An 18120-nucleotide genomic window follows, 5' to 3' on the forward strand; every position below is an offset into this window, starting at 1 on the left:
GTCAATTGGTGAGTAGCACGTAGCGCGCGGCCGCGATGATAGTCACCTTGTTGCGCTGAGCCTCGCTTAGCGCCTGCAGGAAGAACGTATCGGCAGCCATCGGTCGCGGCTGGCGCAATGAGTCCAGAACCTGGGGGACCGCCACGACCAACAGCAATTGCGGACCGCTCGCGCGCGCTGTCGGGAGCGTAAACGAAAGTGAGTCGATGCCCGGCTTCAGAAGATAAGACAGGCTCTGGACTTCGCCGCGATCCGACACCATGAACAGCTCCACCACGCGGTTGGCAAAGTTCTCAATGGTCCCATTGAGGGCTTCACCACCCTTCAGCTCTGTCGCTGACAGGGTGATGCGTGGCATTCGCGCCTGATCGCTCCCGACCTGACTCAAGAACTTGACGGCGGGGCATTGCGCCTGGGTCACTTGCCTGACGCCGATCGAAGCCTCGAAACCCTGCTCACGCCGAAACGCTTTGTCGAAGGTGTCGAATGGGGCGGTCGAGGCACCGAACCCTTCGATGACAGCGGCATTTGGGCTCACGGCAATCGGCAAGACAAAGAAGCAGTCACCGCCAGAATATTGGGCCACGTATTTGCGGATGCGGTCAGTTCGCCCCGCCCCATCGAGTGCCGGAGACGGCGTCGCCGTCGGCTGCGCGGACAACTTCTCCGGCTCTTGGCGCCCGGGCTGTGGTCCAGCGGGCTCGACCTTCGGCGGCGCCATTGTTCCAGCGAGTTTTGGAGGTGGCGGCAAGACCGCGGTGCCGGGCGCTGACCAGACCAGCTTGTAGAAGGCATATCCACCACCGCCGACCAGCAGTAACAGAGCCGCCACGCCCGCCCCCAGCCAGCGGCCGCGCGGACTCCGCGCGGTCGACGGCATCCTGTCCTGCGGCACCGGCGCCGCGCCTTCCGGCCGCCGCAGCGGATCGAAGCCATATAACGGCGCGGCCGGCGTCTGCACCAAACCGGTCGGCTTCCAGCTGGCGACCTCTCCCATGGTCGGGCGCAATGCCGGATCAGGCTGCAGCATCCGCTCCAGCAAAGGCCGGATGCGCATATCCACCGCACCGAGATCGGGCACACGCCGGCGCTTCTCCACCAGTTGAAACTGGCTGCCACCCATGTCGAGCTTCTGTCCGGTCAGCGCGTGAAACAGCACAAGACCGAGGCTGTAGACATCAGATTTCGCAGTCACGTCATTGCCGTACAACCCTACCTGTTCCGGCGATGCGTAGTTGTCCTTGCCAGCGAAGCCCGAGCCGATGATGGTCTTGTCACCCACCTGGGTCGACCGGGCGATGCCGAAGTCGATGATCTTAGCCCGCCTGACGTCGTCGAGCGGTACAATGATGTTATCCGGAGAAACGTCGCGATGGATGATGCCGTGCTCATGGGCAGCCTCCAGTCCCGATGCGACGCGCAGCATCAGCTTGATCAGCGCCTCGAAAGTCAACGGTCCATCGTCGAGCATGTTCGAGAGCGAGCGGCCATTCACGAACTCCATCGCGAGATACGGTCGCTGCAGTACCGGCTCCACGGTAAACAGGAAGTAGCGAACGATCGCGTCATGCGGAAGATTGTGGAGTGCCGCGGCCTCTCGACGGAACAGCGCGAGCGCCGCCTCGTTATCGACCATGTCGGGCAATAGCATTTTCACGGCAACAGGCGATCCAGTCTGGATCTCTCGGCATTTGTAGACCTCACCCATGCCGCCCGCGCCGATCACCGCTTCGATCTCGTAGATACCGTTGAGACGGGTGCCGGGGGGCACGCCGTAATAGGACGGTCGGAACGGATCGTTCGGGGTCATGGTTGCGGCTCCCGATTAAGCGGAGATCTTGTCGCCTCCTGAGATCGTGGCGTCAGCAGTCGCACGATCACAATCGTTACGTTGTCAAGCCCGCCACGATCAAGAGCCAGCGCGAGCATGTCATCGCAAGCTGCCTGGGCGCGTCGCGTAGCCGCGTGCTGCAGGATCTCGTCGTCCCGCACGTGCCTGGTCAGGCCATCGCTGCAGATCACGAAGATATCCTCCGGCTCGGCCGGGCCTGTTACCACCTCAAATTCCGGATCATCGGCGACACCGACGGCGCGAGTAATGGCATTGCTCGGCCAATCATTCACGTCTTCGCGCGACAGCGCACCTTCGGCGATCAGTTCCTCCAGTTCGCTGTGATCATGCGACACTTGGCTAATTGCGCCGCGACTAATCAGGTAAACCCGGCTGTCACCCGCCCATATGCAGGCATAGTAGCTATCGCGAACGAGCAGAACCGCCGCTGTAGTCCCGACGGTGGCACCCTGTCGTTCATGACTAAGCGCCAGTATCTGCTGGTTTGCGCTGAATAGCCGCTCCTCGCATTCCGCCAGCAGGTCTGCGGCTGATTCTGGCGTGCCGATCGCGTCAAGCGACTGCACTACAATGCGACTGGCGAGATCGCCGGCCTCGTGACCACCCATACCGTCGGCGACGGCCCACAGGCCAACGTCGGTTCGTACCAAACATGAATCCTCGTTCCGCTCCCGCACCCTTCCGGCATGGGTAACGCTACCAACATCGAACAAGGATGGAGTATGCACCATCGTGCGTCATCCATTCCCGGATGCCGCGAGGCCGGGATCACCGGTCAGCAGCGTAATGTAGTGAAACGGATCTGGTAATCCGCGGCAACTCAGCGCCATTGGCGGAAAGCCTTCCCCTCCGGCGGTCCACCAGAAGCTAGCCGCGGCGTAGACCTGTGGGTTGGCGGCGCAAAGTGCTGCAAACGCCCCCGCGAAGGCGTCGACCGCCGAAGCCCTCCCCATTGCCGCAGTACCAAGCGACGTGATCGGCGGACCGCTGGCGATGGTCTCCTGCAGTCGTGGCACCGCAAGCCGGTCCAATCCATCGGAGATCTGCTCGAAGGTCGCGGCCCGATCCAGGGTCGAAAGCAGGAACGCCTCCACTTGCCCGAACCATTCGTCCTGCGGATCAATGCTCGGCGGCGGCAGCGAGACGGCCTCGCCGGTCACCGCATGCAGGGTCAAGGGATAGTATCGCCCCACCCCGTCGAGCGAGGGCATAATCGCCCCCGCCACCGTCGTTCCGCAGATTGCGGCACCGAGCCAAAACCGCCAGACCGGCGCGGTCAGAAAGGCCTGCTGCCATCCTGGGCCAAGCTGGTGGCGACTTGCTGACAGCGCAGCCTGTACCCACGGCTCCCAGGCTTCCAGGAAGCTGCGCGGGGTTGCGATCGCGATGAAATCGCGCTTCGCGCCGATTTTGCCGAATAGCCCGCAACGCATGGTCATATCCCGGTCGGGCAACGAAACTCGCGCAGCACTGACAGGTTCAGCGGGTTGCGCAACGATCCAGTCGAAATTTGATAGCTGAGCTCGCGCCCGGCGACGATGAAAGTCGCGCTGGCCGTTTCCGCTTTCACCACTAACGAGCCCGCCTCCAGCATCCGAAACAACGACCAGGGACCAATGCGCTCAAGCACGGATGGCGGGCCGTTGTCGTTACTGACTGAAATTGCCGTTCGCGGCGCGGGGCCCGGCCATAGGACGGTCGTTGGCGAGTTGCTCTGTGGCTGTGGCGGTGGCGTAGGTTGCGGACCGCCGAACAAGGATGAGGTCGCTGGACCAGGTGTGGTTGGGCTTGTAATTGTGGTGCCGCCGATCTCGGTCTTGACGGTCACGCCTGGCCCGGCTGCCCCAGGCGGCCGGATCGCGAACGATACCGCCGGCACACCGCCGCCGGTCTGGAAGAAGGCGTCGCGGATATAGGCCGCATTTTGGAATTGCTTGAGCGTATCCGGCGAGAACGACCGACCAACGGGGCTCTCCTTTCGCCAAACCCAGTCCGATCGCGACGTGTCGGCATAAGGTGCCAGGTACTGGGTGAAGAACTTGTCCATAACGCCGTTCGGACTGAACAATTTGGCAAAATCCGCCAGCGGAACTTCCTGGCTGCTGCTGCGGATAAACGGGTAGCGGTTGGTCACGGTCTGTTGGCAGACCGGCGTGACCTGATCGCGCAACGTTTGAAGGATTTGCCCGGCGGTTGAAGCCGCAATGCTGCCTTCGAACTCCGCGGCGGCTGCTCGCAGCATGTCGGAGAATGGCGGCGGCATGCGCGAGGCATTGTTGCGGAGCGCTGCGACCTGGGTCTGAAGCGCAGCTGTGGCCTGTGCGGTCAGTTGGGGATTCTCGATGATCAGCGTCAGGTTCTGCGCGATGTCGTTCAGGTTCGCGACCGTCGAGTCGATCGGCCGGCGGGTGCTCTCGCCTTCGAGCGCCGCGTGGTAAGGTTTGAACTGCGCCTCGATCATCGCGCCAGGCGGTCCATCCTGGGCATTCGTGAAGAGTGCTGGCGCCGGTGCGGCAGCTGCTGCCGAAGCGCTCGCCGGCTTCGCCCGTTCCTTGGTTAGCACCGTCTCGTCGCGCACCGATTCCAGAATTTGCCGCATCGGCGAGGTCGGCGCCGAAAGCGCCCGCAGCACCTCATATTTCGGCTTGTCGGCGAGCAGCTTCTTCAGGCGCAGGCTCCCGAGCGCCGTTCGCCAGGTCGTCACGAAATCGTTGGAATAGATGCTGAGCAGATCGCCGGCCAGATTATCGTACTGCTGGTCGATGGCCGACTGCTGGCCGGCATCCCCCAAAACCCATCGTTCTCGCTTCATCCGCTCAGACAATCCGGACAGCCGGGCAACGAACTTCTGATGGAAGCCATTATACGTGAAGAACTCGGGTACCCGCACGGCGTCCAAAGGCTGTCCCGTCGTGGTTTCGAACACGACACCCATGTCGGGTCCGCCATGGCGGCTGGCGATCCAGTCGCCAGCGGTCGATGCGCGAGCCTCCGATTTCAGAAACTCGTAGGCACGTTGCGACACGCTCAGGCGCGCCAAGGAGCTCTGGGCCTGCTTGATCAACCGGCCGTCGAGTTCGACCAGCGGCTGCTGTTCGGTCTCGAGGTCGAACATTGCCACGAGGTTCTCGTCGAGCAGACGCCGCCCTTCCGCGTTGGTGGCGCCAGGATAGAGGTTGTCCGCCCAGTCACGTTGCATCCAGGAGCGGATCAACTCGCGGTCCGGCGACTGCAGGCCGCCGACCATCAGATAGACCTTGAGCGCCTCGTAGACGAAGGCAGGCTCGTTTATGCGCGCATTGAGCTGCTCCTCCAGGCGATACAGCAGCCGCGGCCGGAACATGCGCTCAAGCGCCGTATGATAGGCCGCCTTCGAGGGCGACAGCAGCCGGGCGCGCTGACTGAGCCCGTAGCGAGCCGACAGAGGCACCGACTCGCCGCGCGATCCGTAGCCTGCCGGGGCGTTGCGCAGCCGGTAGAGTAGCGGCAGCACCTTGTCTAGATCATGATCAGCAATCAGCGTCTGTTTGATAAGTGGTGCGCCGGCGGCTGCATACTCGCTATCGGCCTGCAGGCTTTGCTCAATCAAATCGGAGTTCCGCTTATAGCTCGTCAGCCAGGCTGCGATCAGTCCGATCGAGACCAGGCCGATCAATGACAAGGCCGCGGTTTTCAGGATCAGCGCGCGGCGCACCGCGGCACGGTCGGTCGAGACCCAGTCGGCTTCGCCGATGATGACTTTGGAAATCAGATCGGCGAGGAAAAAGCTCTTGCCCGTGCCCGAATAGGATCCGGAACCGACCTCCTCAGCGCCGAACGTACGCGCCAGCGACCCGATCAATTGGTCGATCGGCGTGCCCTGCTGCGTACCCGAGGTAAAGTAGAAACCGCGCAGGTTCGCGTTCACGTGATAGCGCGTCGGCTCGAAGATCAGGTTGAGGAAATCGTGGATCTGCGGCTTGAGCCGCGCCATCTGTGCCGGAAAGCCGAACAATTGCACGCGGTGCTGGGGCGTCGGCTCGTCCTGCAGACGGTCGAGCGTCTCCTCGCTCAGGCGCTCCAGCAGACGGTCGAACTCGACCGGGATCTGCCCCACCAGATTCTGGGTCTTGTCGGCGGTCTGGAACGTGGCACCCCAGACCTGGCGGCGGCCGGCATCCCCGAGATAGGCGAAATACTCGGTGAAGCCGGCAACGAGATCGGCTTTGGTAAATAGCGCATAGACCGGGAAGCTGACCTTGAGCCTCTGATGCAGCTCGAGCAGGCGCATCCTGATGGCATCGGCGTGAAGTGCGAGCTCCTGCTTCGGCAGCGTTAGAATGTCTTCGATACTGATGGCGACAAGGACGCCGTTGATCGGCTGGCGTGATCGGCTTTTCTTCAGGATGTCCAGGAACGCCAGCCAGCTGTCCTTGTCGGCCTTGCTATTGGAGTCCTGGGTGGTGTAGCGGCCGGCGGTATCGATCAGCACCGCCTCCTCGGTAAACCACCAATCGCAGTAGCGGGTACCGCCGACCCCCGCGATCGCCGCGGGCGTCGCCCCGCGCGCGAGCGGAAATTTGAGCCCGGAATTGACCAGCGCCGTGGTCTTGCCGGCGCCGGGCGGACCGATGATGACGTACCACGGCAGATCGTAGAGAAAGCCCGATTTGTTGCCGCTGGCGGTCTTCAGCGTCGCGAGCGCATCCTTCATGCGCTCCTTGAGCACCGGTTCATCGCTGACGGGCTGGTCCGCACCAGCGATGCCATCGGCAATCTCCTTGGCACCCTTGCGTCGCTTGAACAGATTGAGGCCAACGATGCCTGCCACGATCGTGGTGAGCAGCAGAATAGCGATCTGCCGGACGATATGGTTCTCCAGCGGCCGCCAATCGCCGAACGCAATGAAGGGACCCGCGAAATAGATCACCGCTCCGAGTGAGCTGAGCCCGACTCCGTAGAGAACGATGCGAAGAATGTCCTTGGCAAGCATCTAACCGTACCTGTCGCAAACCACCTGACCCGGTGGAATCTGCCTATTCGCTGCGTTCGATAAAGATCTCGACGCGCCGGTTCTTGGCGCGTCCCTCGGGTGTCGTGTTGCTGGCGATTGGCGCATCTGCTCCTTTGCCCTCGACGTCGACGCGCGAACCATCGGTCAAGCCAGGCTTCAGTGCTGCGGCAACCGCCTTGGCGCGCTCGACCGACAACTCGAAATTTGTCGGGAAGCGGACTGTGCGGATCGGCGAACTGTCGGTATGGCCGACGACCCGGATCCGTCCCGGCTCCTTGTCGAGGGTTGCTGCGACGCGGAGTGCGATCGGCTTGAAACCGTCGAGGATGGTCGCCTGACCCGATGCAAACAAGGCCAGATCGCAGACCCTGATCACGATGAAACTTGGGGTCTGGTCCGCGGTCATGGCACAGGCTGTGTTCTCCTTCGCGAGCGCGTTGCGGATGCGTTGCAACTGGGTGATGCGATCCGGTGGCGGCGGAGGCGGAGGCGGCGGCGGCGGTGCAACGACCTGGCGCTTGAGCTCGATCGGGCCGGCCGGATGGAGCGCGAGCGCCACCTCGGCAGCATTCTCTGCCCGGCCGGCGAGGAGCGTCCGCAGGACGAAATAGGACCCGGTCAGCAGCGCGGCGACGACGGCCGCCACGAGCCAGACCGGAACACGCAAACGCTGCCGGCGCCCCGCCAGCGCCTGCCCGCGCCAGTTGGGCGACAGGTCGGTCATCGTCTTCGGCCGGACCCGGCGCAGCAATTCATAGAGGTTACGCTGGATCAGCTGCAGGTTCGCAAGTCCGCCCCCTGACGTCCGGTGAATGCCCTGAAAACCAAGCGCCAGGCAGGCGTGCTGAAGTTCGAGGACCGGATAATTGACCAGTGGATCAATCTTCAAATGGTCGAGGATCTCAAAGAAACGGACGCCGCCGACACGCTCGCCGAAGAACCGGCTCAGCATCGAGTATTGCGTCCAGACGTGACGCTCCTCGGTTGGGATGTGCTGCACGATATCGTCGGCAGTAGCACATAGGATATATTTCGCTGTGTTGGCCTGGTGCTCGGAAATGCCCGCTGAACGGATGTCCTTCTCAAAGAATTTGATAGCGTCTGCGACCTGCTCCATCAGGCTCGCGAATGACGCGCGCATGAGCGCCACTCGCAACCGACCGAGCAGTTGCAGCAATGGGCCCGCAGCGCGCATCACTGGATTGGCATTTGGCGCGACGAGATCGTCGACGCGTAACGGCGGCCCTGCCGGCAGCATGGGTTGCGGCACCTGGTCTTGCGCGGGTGTCGAGATCCATTCCTCGGTTGGATGGCTGGCCGGCGCGGAGGCGTAGTTCGAGCCCTGTGGAACAGGCGAAAAGGATGATGGTGGCGCTGGCGCGCCGGGAGAAGGTACGGGTGACGGCGAATAGGCCGGACGTGCTGCAGGCCCCTCGCCCGGCGGGGGCTGAGAGGTCGGCGCCGGCGGCAACTTCCCGCCGGGGTTGGGACGGATGATCGTCCGTTCGCCCCGACCGAAAGGATTGACCGGCTTGTCCCTGTCGCTCATGGCCTGTCTTCCAGGATAGCCCAAAGGTACAGCTCAAGCTCCGGCCAGTCGCCGGAGAAGTGCATTCCGATCGAGGCCGCCGTGCTGAACTCGGGCCACAGCGGCGACTTGCGGTCGAGATAGAAATAGACGTGATCCGTGATGGCCCGGATATGCGGCGGCGGCGTCGGCAAATGCACCAAGGTCAGGCCCGGCAAGTTTGCGTGCACGATCTCGTTCATCTTGGTGTTCGGCCCGACCTTGAACAGGTGCGGGAAATCGTTCTGGATCTCCACGAGTGGCCGCCGTGCGGCAACCTCCAGCACCAGGGTCGCATTTCGGAATAGCGCTCGATCGCGGATCGGCGATACGAACGCATTCTGCGCGCGCTCGATGATCTCCAGACGGATCGCCCGCCGGCCCAGCCGCGCGCTCAAGAAGTCCTGGATGTCGCTCACCAATGGTGTGAAGACGTTCTCGAGATCGTCGTGATCGTACGCCGGATAGTTGCGCGCCCGCCGTTCCGCCGTGGAAAAAGTCGCAAGTTCACCCGCGAACCTCAGCAATTCCTCGTACAGGCGCTCGGGGTGCACGCTGCCGGAGCGTTGGAAATGAGTCAGCACGGGAATGGTACGGTTCAGCACTTGCAGGACCAGATAGTCGACGCTCTGCAACCCACCGCCGGATGACGGATCGACCGCGTAACGCGCCAGCTCGTCGAGTTTGGTCTCAACCCAGCCGATGATGCGGTTGAGCCAACCATCGATGATCGGATGCGCGGCGCAGACCAGCATCGGCGGCACGAACTTGTCGTCGAACAGGATGTTCTTGTCGCGCACTTCCAGAATGCGCGCGATGCCGAGGCCCATGTATCCGGGCTTGCTGGTCTTGCGCAGTTCGAACGACAAGCGCGGATAAGCGATGTCGATCTCTTCCTCGATGCGTAGCGCCGAGGTAGAGTCAATGAAGGTTTCCGAAGTACGAACATAACGACTGGCGCTGTCGGTGCGGTCCTCGTCGACCTCGCGGGTGTTTGGTGCCGCGACAGGCATCATCAGCCAGACGATCTGGCCTGCAGCCGTCTCCGGCACATCGATCGCTTCGGGAATTGGGCTGTCCGCAGGGATATCGAACGGCGTACCGTCCGGCATGACGCCGGACGCATTGCGCACCGCGAACTTGCTTTGTTCGGTAAGATCCTTATCGATCTCCAGCTGGGCAAAGCCCCAGGGGTATGGTGTCGTGTAGCGAACGCGCTTTTCCAGCAAGTGTTCGATGTAGCGGTCGTTCTGCTGCAGATGATGCGGCCGCAGAAACAGACCTTCCGACCAGAAAACCTTGCTGTACCAAGACATTCCGACATCCACTTAGAAAATGTCGGCGACCGCATGGTCGCCGATAGCTTACTTTGAACCGGGCTTGTCGCCGCGGTCGTAATAGTCCGAGAAGTGCAACATAAAGGTTTCGATCGGCGCGCTGTTGTCGCGGCCAAGATGTGCCTTCCAGCGCGTCAAGAACTCGTCCCAGAGTTTGCCCTTGTTCGTGCCGAACCAGGAGCTTGCTCCACGCTGAAGCTCGAGCTCGCGCGCCATCAGCGTCGGATCTATGTCCGCAATCAGCTCATGGACAGCGTGCTGCATCGCCATGTAGGTCTTCAACTGATGTGATTTGAGATCACTGAAGCCCTGTGCAAAGGCGCGCTGTGCGTCGAGGTAGCTACGCGTCGGCGGCCCAAAGAGAATGCGCATCGCCTCTTCCGCGGTCGGCGAGAATTTCAGCGGATTATTTTCGAGGGCTTGGACGGTGGTCTGGCTGGTGCTGCGGGTCAGCTGTTTGGCTTGGGTTCGCGCTTGCAGCAGCGCCATGAGATTATCCACGGTCATACGCAAGATGATGCCAAGCTGTTCGGCGAGTTCGGCGTCGGACTTGTTGGCAAAGAAATTGTCCGGCAATCCTGCAGCGCGCTCCACCAGTCGCGCGAACTCGGTACCGCCGACTGGCTTGGCCGTGACAGACCCCTCGCCTGCTGCTTGCGTCTGGCGCGGCGTCGCAACCTCTTGGTGTGATGGCGATGCCGGCTGCTGTGCACCGGCTGGTTCATCATCGATCCACACCGACGGCCGGCGTGGAGTCGGCTTGACTGGGGGGCGCTCGACTTGCGGTTTCGGCGCGGTGACCGGACCCGCTGCCCAGTTCATGTCGTCGTCCTGCACGGACGGTTGGTCCGGAGACGTCGGCGATGACGGTCGAAATGGGTCTACACCCGGCGCCGGGACGCTCGCCGCCCAATCCAGGAACCCCGGATTAACGGGCCGCGCAGCCTCGCGTGGCTTCTTCAACAGGTGCGGATCGATCGGCGGCGGAACGTCACGATCGGCCGTCCAAAGCTCTCCGTAATCGGCATGCTGCTGGACCGAGGGTTCGTGCAGTTGCGCCTCATGGTTTGGGCTGCGCCCGCCAGCCTCATCCTCCAGCGAAACTCCGATGATGTAGTGGCCGATCGTCAGTCGGTCGCCGTCGCGCAAGCGGTGCGGCCCCCGCATGCGCTGGTCGGCACCATTGAGAAAGGTGCCGTTGGTCGAGACGTCGTGCAGCCAATAGCCGCCGTCGCGAAAGTGCACTTCGCAGTGCTTTCCGGAAATCGTCCGCGCCGGATCCGGCAGCGTCCAGTCGAGGTGACGATCCCGGCCAATATCGACCGAGCGCCTGCCGGTGACCGTAAACGATACAGGTCCGCCGTCCGGAAGGTTCAGTTCGTTCTCGATATTAAAGCGAAGCACCATCACATCGTCTCGTTAGCGCGGAGGGCGCGGTTCGCCGCGTGCCAATTGAATACCATCCTCCAGGCATGACGTCATTATCTGGTCCCGGGAGTCACGGGGGAGCCGGCAGAGGCCAATCAGCAGCGCTGCACGCACCGCCCGTGCGGCCTGATCTGGCTTGGCTTCCACGGGCGCAAATTCCGGGGGAACCACGCTTCCGCCGGACCAGCCGGCCGCCAGCGCCAGCCATGTCGCTGGCTGCTCAGGATCGTTGGCATTGCCGACAGCCAGCGCCTTGTTCCGGGACTGCTCGTCCGGTTGCCGGACCCAGGTCTCCACAACATTCAGCGACCTGCTGTCGTAGGCGTCGAAATGGTCGAACATCCGTCGCAGAGAGCGGCATCCCCAGGCGATCGCCACGCGCCTGGGAAGCAGATAGGCGCAGTAAGATACGGCCTGGTGCCAGTTGCGGGCATCGGCAGCCTCCTGAAGGAAATCCAGCGAAGGCTTGTCGGCATCGGCTTTGCCGACATCATAACGCGCCAAGGGATAGGCTTGAAACAGATCCCGTACCGTGCCGAACCGAACCTGCACCATGACCGTCAGCCGACAAGAGTTGGAGTGCCGTGCGCGACCAGCGGACCGCCGGCGGCAAGCGCCATGCCGGCCTGCGCTGTCATGGCGATCGTCGGCGCGTTGATGACGATGCCCGCCGGGCTCAGGATAATCTGGCTGGGACCAACCTGTAGGGTGATATTGGCATTGGCCGTGAGCGTGATGCTGATGCCCGCATTGACAGACTGGTCCATGGCCAGCGTGATGTGCTGACCGCCCAATTCGATATCGAGCTTATCATTGCCTTTCTTGAGCGTGGTTTTGCGGGTGTCGCCGCCGAATGCAGCTTCGCCGATGGTCCGTGTCTCGGTGTCGCGGACCGTCACGTCGTGGTCCTTCTCAGCATGCACCGTGATCTTCTCGGATCCCTTCTTGTCCTCGAAGTTCCACTCGTTGAAGCCGCCACCACCTTTGGTGGAGTCGGACTTCAATCCTGCAACCGTCTTCTTCGACGGCAAATCATAGGGCAGCTTGTATTCGTCGTTGTACACGGTGCCGATCACCAGGGGCCGGTCCGGATCCCCCTCCAGGAATTCGACAACCACTTCCTGTCCGACGCGCGGGATGATCTGACCGCCCCAGCGCTTGCCAGACCAAACCTGAGCCACGCGCAACCGGCACGACCGCTTCTTCTTCCGATCCCAGAAAAAGCGGACATAGATTTCGCCCAACGATTCAACGTCGATTTCCTCGTTCGAATTATCGTCTTTGGTCACCACCTTGGCCGTTTGGATGCCGTTAATCCTTGGCTTCGGCGTCATCATCAGCGCTCGAAACGGCCGATCGCTTGGCAGAAACTCATAGCTACCGAAATAGACATGTTGCCCGGCGTCGCTGGGACCGCCAGTGCGGTAAGATTCGAGCGAGAACGAGTGCGTGGCTCGCACCACGAGATATTCCACGTTCTGCGAGTCCTTGGAGTGCTTTTCGAGCTTCGTCAGCCCACCGGGGAACAGGTTGACCGCGTCACCATTGCCGCGACGCCGCCGGTCCATCGCCTGCTCCGCCTGGAGCTGGATCTTCGCGTAGCGCTCGCCGTCGGACTTCTCCTTGAACTTCCCGGGATAGTCGTAATACTCCAACTCCGACCGAGTGTAATGCTCGGAGCCCTTGGCATCGCTGATCAACTGAGCGTTTGGCTTCTGGTAGTTGTAGTCGTTGAGTTCGATCTTGCCGGTACGAAATCGGCGCTCCGACACCCATTCATAGATGTGCTGCTCGCCTCGACGATCGGCACCCGTCAGCGGGATGTAGGGAATCGTAGCAAGACCTTTGATCGGGCTGTGCGACGATTTGGAGTCCGCCAACACCAGCGTGTGTTTGCCGCCCTCATGCTTGAAGAAGTAGGAGATGCCGTGCTGCTCCATCAGCCGGCACACGAAATTCATGTCGGTCTCGCGGTACTGAACGCAATATTCGAGCTTCGGACAGGAACCCTCTTCGGTCAGTTTGGATTCATAGTCGGTGAAGCCACGTTCGTTGAATACCTCCTTGATGATGTCGGGCGCCTTCTTGTCCTGAAATATCCGGCAATCAGTTGTCCGCGACAACAGCCATAACCAGGGCCTCAGCACGATCCGGTAGCTGAAATAGTCGTTCTTCACCCCGAGCCATTGGGCCTCCGTCAGAATGCCACTGAACTCGCGCTCCTTTTCATGCAGCTTTATGGTCAGCGTACACTGCTGACCGATGGCACGATCGAAGTCGAGGTCGGCATCCTCACTGAGACACTCGATGCGATACTCGAACAGTTCGCTGAGACCTTCCGAGCCTTCGAACCCGGCAAAAACCAGAACGTCCTTGCCAAGAGGCGTCTTGAGTTCGCAGAGGCGGGTATCCTGAGTAAGCTGGCCCATGTGGGCTTGAACTCCCTCCTTCGATCGAATGACCCGCTGCGAAGAGCTGATCAGACGTTATGCAAGAACCACGGAAACCCTGCCTGCCGCCGGCAGTGCCGGCAGGTCCGCCCCAGGGCTGGTCCGGACGTTCCACAACAGCGGTCCAAAGAACCGCCCCGGTCATCAAGTAGTCGGCTCCAAGAGCTTGCCGGTTCACGCGAAAATGGCATGATCTTCGGGAATGAACCAACACCAGCAGGCATCTGACCCATGGATATAGACTCGGATCATGGATCCCCCGCGATCCGGCAGTCGCCACGGGCTCGGCAGCGGGGCCGTGACCGAGCAGATGGACGATCGTCGTATGCTTGATGTCGCCTCCCTGACGAACCCCGTTGCCGCTGACGATCCCTGCGGGCCGGATCTCGACGCCATCGGAGACGTCCAGTATCTGAACTTCTTCGCAGGTGCGGAATCGCTGCTGCCGATGTCGTTCTTCGAGGTCGTCAATGCCAACGGAGAGCGTGGACGCTTCGATCCAAAGGCAGTCGATTTTGCCGGCCAATTCGCCGCCGCGCAGCCCCTCCTGGCGCGTACCCGCGATCTGCGCCTAAACCTGCTGCTGGCCAAGTTTTCAATCCTCAACCGCGATCTCGACGGCTTTCTCTGCTGCCTGAAGGCGACCAACTTGCTGCTGCGCGAGCAGTGGGAAGCGGTGCATCCGAGAGGCGAGGACGGCGACTACGCGCTTCGGGCTGTCACGGTCGAAGCAATCGACGTGTTTCCGACCGTGATCAACCCGCTCCAGTTCCTTCCCCTGATCGAGAACCGCAGACACGGCAACCTCAACTACCGTGCCTATCAAATCGCCCAGGGCGAAATTCCCGCCGGTGACGCCGACGCCGACGGGCTCGATCTCGCGACCATCGAGCGCATCGTCAGCGAGACGGATCTCGACACTCTCAAGACAGCCAGCGCGCGGTGCTCCGCGGTTGCGGCTGAAATCGCGGGCATCAAGGCGACCTGGCGTGAGAAGTTGAACTCGGGGCAACCGATCAGCCTCGACAGGCTCTCGGGCTTGGTTAACGGGATGGCTGCCTGGCTTGCGGGTCTTGTTGCGTTGCGGGATCCTACGGCAATCGCCGGAACTGCGGAAGATGCCGGTCCTGTCGATACACAGGTGCCGTCGGACACGATCGGGGTGGTGGCTTCATCCGCACAGGCATCTGCAGCGCTTGCAGCGGCGGCCGATTATTTCGCCCGAATGGAACCATCCAACCCGGCACTGTTGTTGGTGCGTCAAGCGCAGGAGATGGTCGGCAAATCATTCATTGAAGTGATGCGGATGCTGGTGCCGTCCCACGTGGAGAGCGCCGCGATCAACATCGGACGCGACAAAGTCTTCGACCTGCCGATCGAACGGATGGCCGAGCTCGCAACCTCGCTCTCATCGACGACCGATGACAGCGCTCAAGATATTGTGTTTTCAGTGGAAAATAGAGCACAGGCCTTGGGCTTGCTGACCAAGGTGGCGTCGTTTTTCCGAACCGCGGAGCCGTCCAGCCCCATCCCCTTTTTGGTCGATCGCGCGCGCGACCTCGCACAACGAGATTTCCTCAGCCTTTTGAATGATGTCCTGCCTGAGGGTGCTCTCAAAACAATCGACAGATCGCATTGAACCCAGCTTTCGCTCGAGGGCACTAACTTGACACAAGGATGTTTGCCGACCGCAGCAACTTGAAGCGCCCTACTCCATCTGCGTCGCGCAAATTCGTCTAATGCGATTTCGTAGTGAGGGAACCATGGCTACAGACAGCGGTCAAAAATTCATTCGGCGAAACCGCGCACCACGCGTGCACATCACATACGAAGATCCTTACGACGCCGAGCGGCTGATCGAACTGCCGTTCGTCATGGGCGTCCTCTCCGACCTCTCCGGCAATAACCCCGGCGTCGAGAAGACGAAGGTCGAGGAGCGCAAGTTCCTCGAGTTCGACATGGACAATTTCGACAACCGCATGGCGGCAATCCAGCCCGGCGTGACGGCGCGTGTCGCCAATCGCCTTAACGATGGATCCGACGAAAAGATCTCGGTCAACCTGCGCTTCAACAAGATGGCAGACTTCACGCCGGTGGCCGTCGCCCGCCAGGTGCCGGCTACTGCCAAGCTGCTCGAGGCGCGCGAACAACTCGCCAACCTGCTGCGCTACATGGATGGCAAGGTGGCCGCCGAGGACCAGCTCAAAAAACTTCTCGCCGATCCTCAACTGATGGCGGCGCTTCGGGAACGCGCGACAAGCCAGTCGACCGAACCTGGCACCGAGAGCTAAGGAAGGAATGGGGACCATGGCAAAAGAAGCTGTTCACAAAGAGAGCACCACCCAGGTCAAGACCGTCGAAGCTGACGAGTTTGCCACTCTGCTGAAGCAAAGCTTCAAACCGCGCACTGAACGCGCAGCGACCGAAGTCGAAAACGCGGTATCCACGCTCGTTCAAGAGGCGTTGAAGGACACGAGCGTCATCAAGTCGGACGTCCTCGACACCATCGAGGAGATGATCGCGCGGATCGACCAGAAGCTGACCGCGCAAATGAACGAAATTCTTCACACACCTGAGTTCCAGGCAATCGAAAGTGCTTGGCGCGGCCTCCACTACCTCGTCTTCAATTCCGAGACCGACGCCAACCTCAAGATCCGGGTGATGAACGTCTCCAAGACCGAGTTGTATCGGAATCTGCGGCTTTACCCCGATGCGCGCTGGGACCAGAGTCCCCTGTTCAAGCAGATCTACGAGTATGAATTCGGCCAGCTGGGCGGCGAGCCGTTCGGCTGCCTGATCGGTGACTACTATTTCAGCCACCTCCCGACCGACGTACAGTTGCTCCGCGATCTCAGCAAGATCGCCGGCGCCGCGCACGCTCCCTTCTTCAGCGGCGCCGAGCCGACGCTGATGGGAATGGACTCTTGGACCGAGCTGTCCAACCCTCGCGACATCGGTAAGGTGTTCGACACGCCGGAATATGCCGCATGGAAGGGGCTGCGCGATCAGGACGACTCGCGCTATCTCGGCCTGTGCATGCCCCGCGCGCTCGGCCGCCTCCCCTACGGCGCGAAATCGGAACCCGTGGAAGAGTTCGCCTTCGAAGAGGAGACGGACGGACACACCGGCGACAAATACGGCTGGATCAACGCCGCCTACGCAATGGCCGTCAACATCAACCGTGCCTTCAAGGAGTTTGGCTGGTGCACGCGCATCCGCGGCGTCCAGTCCGGCGGCGAGGTCATCAATCTGCCGACGCACACGTTCCCGACCGATGACGGCGGCGTCGACCTGAAATGCCCGACCGAGATCGCCATCAGCGATCGCCGCGAGCACGAACTTGCGAAGGCGGGCCTCATCCCGCTGATCCATCGCAAGAACACCGACAAGGCCGCCTTCATCGGCGCCCAGTCACTCTACAAGCCGAAGAAGTACTTCGGCGAAAAGGGCGTGGATGCCACCGCGTCCGACAACCTGTCGTCCCGACTGCCCTACATGTTCGCAGTGTCTCGCTTTGCGCACTATCTGAAGTGCATGGTTCGCGACAAGATCGGATCCATGAAGGAGAAGGATGAGCTGACGATTTGGCTGCAGACCTGGATCAACGAATACGTTGATGCCAACCCAGCTCTCTCGTCAGAAGCTCAGAAAGCGCGCAAGCCGCTGGCCGCTGCGAAGGTTGAAGTCATCGCAAACGAGGAGAACCCGGGATATTACAACGCGCGCTTCTTTCTTCGTCCACACTTTCAATTGGAGGCGATGGACGTCGGCCTCAGTCTGGTTTCACGCCTGCCCGGCCCCGGTTCCTGACGCCGCGACATCGCAACCGTAAACATGCAGAAATTTGAGAGGACTACGCTATGGCTGTCGACATCTTCTTGAAACTCGATCCGATCAAGGGCGAGTCGCTGGACGACAAGCACAAGGACGAAATCGATATTTTGAGCTGGTCTTTCGGCGAAAGCCAGTCAGGCACTTTCCACAGCGGTTCGGGCGGCGGCGCCGGCAAGGTCAGCGTCCAGGATCTCCACTTTACACACTTCGTCGACAAGGCCACGCCGGAGCTTTTCAAGGTCTGCGCGAACGGCAAGCACATTGATACGGCGATCCTTACGGTCCGCAAAGCGGGTGAAAATCCGCTAGAGTATCTCAAGATCGAGATGAAGCACATCCTAGTCACCAGCGTATCGACGGGCGGATCGCACGGTGAAGATCGCCTCACCGAAAACGTGAGTCTGAACTTCGCGAAGGTCAAGATGACCTACAAGACCCAGACGGAAAAAGGCGGCGCTGGAGCTGCGCCGGTGTTTGGCTGGGACGTTCCCGCCAACAAGGAGTGGGCCTGATTGTCGGCTCTACCTGGCGCCGGTTGCGATAAGCGCGAACCGGCGCCAGGCGACGCAATTGCGGTCGCACGTCTTTGTGGGCCCGACCGCCTGTCGAGACGACATCATCTTGGAGACCAGCTGATGCGCCGCGGAATAGAATAGCGA

13 protein-coding genes are annotated in these 18120 nt (G+C 61.4%); 4 read left to right on the top strand and 9 right to left on the bottom strand.

Annotated elements, in window-relative coordinates; all coding sequences use genetic code 11:
- Position 1 precedes the first annotated feature (1 nt).
- The 9 genes from BM118_RS07560 to BM118_RS07600 are packed head-to-tail and all read right to left on the bottom strand — an operon-like array spanning position 2 to position 13606.
- Positions 2-1810, bottom strand: a complete 1809-nt coding sequence (locus tag BM118_RS07560) for a serine/threonine-protein kinase (RefSeq protein WP_092183616.1) — start codon at positions 1808-1810, stop codon at positions 2-4.
- Positions 1807-2583, bottom strand: coding sequence for a PP2C family protein-serine/threonine phosphatase (locus BM118_RS07565; protein WP_092183619.1), 777 nt, complete (start codon positions 2581-2583; stop codon positions 1807-1809). Before BM118_RS07565 ends, BM118_RS07560 begins: the two co-directional genes overlap by 4 nt.
- Positions 2584-2589: 6 nt before the next feature.
- Positions 2590-3291, bottom strand: a complete 702-nt coding sequence (tagF, locus tag BM118_RS07570; RefSeq protein WP_011086383.1) for a type VI secretion system-associated protein TagF — start codon at positions 3289-3291, stop codon at positions 2590-2592.
- Complete coding sequence (tssM, locus tag BM118_RS07575) at positions 3288-6824, bottom strand: type VI secretion system membrane subunit TssM (RefSeq protein WP_092183621.1); 3537 nt, start codon at positions 6822-6824, stop codon at positions 3288-3290. Before tssM ends, tagF begins: the two co-directional genes overlap by 4 nt.
- Before the next feature lie 43 nt (positions 6825-6867).
- Positions 6868-8394 (bottom strand): type VI secretion system protein TssL, long form, encoded by a 1527-nt coding sequence (gene tssL / locus BM118_RS07580; RefSeq protein ID WP_092183623.1) that lies wholly within the window; start codon positions 8392-8394, stop codon positions 6868-6870.
- Positions 8391-9728, bottom strand: coding sequence for a type VI secretion system baseplate subunit TssK (tssK, locus tag BM118_RS07585; protein WP_027548748.1), 1338 nt, complete (start codon positions 9726-9728; stop codon positions 8391-8393). The genes tssL and tssK overlap by 4 nt, the downstream gene beginning before the upstream one ends.
- A gap of 48 nt (positions 9729-9776) precedes the next feature.
- The gene (tagH, locus tag BM118_RS07590; protein WP_177234084.1) at positions 9777-11156 is read right to left on the bottom strand and encodes a type VI secretion system-associated FHA domain protein TagH; all 1380 of its coding nucleotides are present in this window, start codon (positions 11154-11156) and stop codon (positions 9777-9779) included.
- Between the two features lie 12 nt (positions 11157-11168).
- Entirely contained in the window at positions 11169-11732 is a 564-nt protein-coding gene (locus tag BM118_RS07595; RefSeq protein WP_092183627.1) for a DUF6931 family protein, read from the bottom strand.
- 5 nt (positions 11733-11737) lie between these two features.
- Entirely contained in the window at positions 11738-13606 is a 1869-nt protein-coding gene (locus BM118_RS07600) for a type VI secretion system Vgr family protein (RefSeq protein WP_092183629.1), read from the bottom strand.
- A gap of 346 nt (positions 13607-13952) precedes the next feature.
- Between BM118_RS07600 and BM118_RS07605 the strand changes: the two genes are divergently transcribed.
- The 4 genes from BM118_RS07605 (at position 13953) to BM118_RS07620 (ending at position 17973) form a co-directional block, all read left to right on the top strand.
- Positions 13953-15266 carry a type VI secretion system protein TssA gene (locus BM118_RS07605; protein WP_177234145.1) on the top strand — a complete coding sequence of 438 codons (1314 nt, stop codon included), beginning with the start codon at positions 13953-13955 and terminating at the stop codon, positions 15264-15266.
- Positions 15267-15390: 124 nt separating this feature from the next.
- Positions 15391-15918, top strand: a complete 528-nt coding sequence (tssB, locus tag BM118_RS07610) for a type VI secretion system contractile sheath small subunit (protein WP_177234146.1) — start codon at positions 15391-15393, stop codon at positions 15916-15918.
- Between the two features lie 16 nt (positions 15919-15934).
- Entirely contained in the window at positions 15935-17437 is a 1503-nt protein-coding gene (gene tssC, locus BM118_RS07615) for a type VI secretion system contractile sheath large subunit (RefSeq protein WP_027548754.1), read from the top strand.
- Positions 17438-17487: 50 nt separating this feature from the next.
- The gene (locus tag BM118_RS07620) at positions 17488-17973 is read left to right on the top strand and encodes an Hcp family type VI secretion system effector (protein WP_011086373.1); all 486 of its coding nucleotides are present in this window, start codon (positions 17488-17490) and stop codon (positions 17971-17973) included.
- Positions 17974-18120 lie beyond the last annotated feature (147 nt).

The sequence above is a fragment of the Bradyrhizobium sp. cf659 genome (assembly GCF_900113725.1).
In the GTDB taxonomy this organism is placed as follows: domain Bacteria; phylum Pseudomonadota; class Alphaproteobacteria; order Rhizobiales; family Xanthobacteraceae; genus Bradyrhizobium.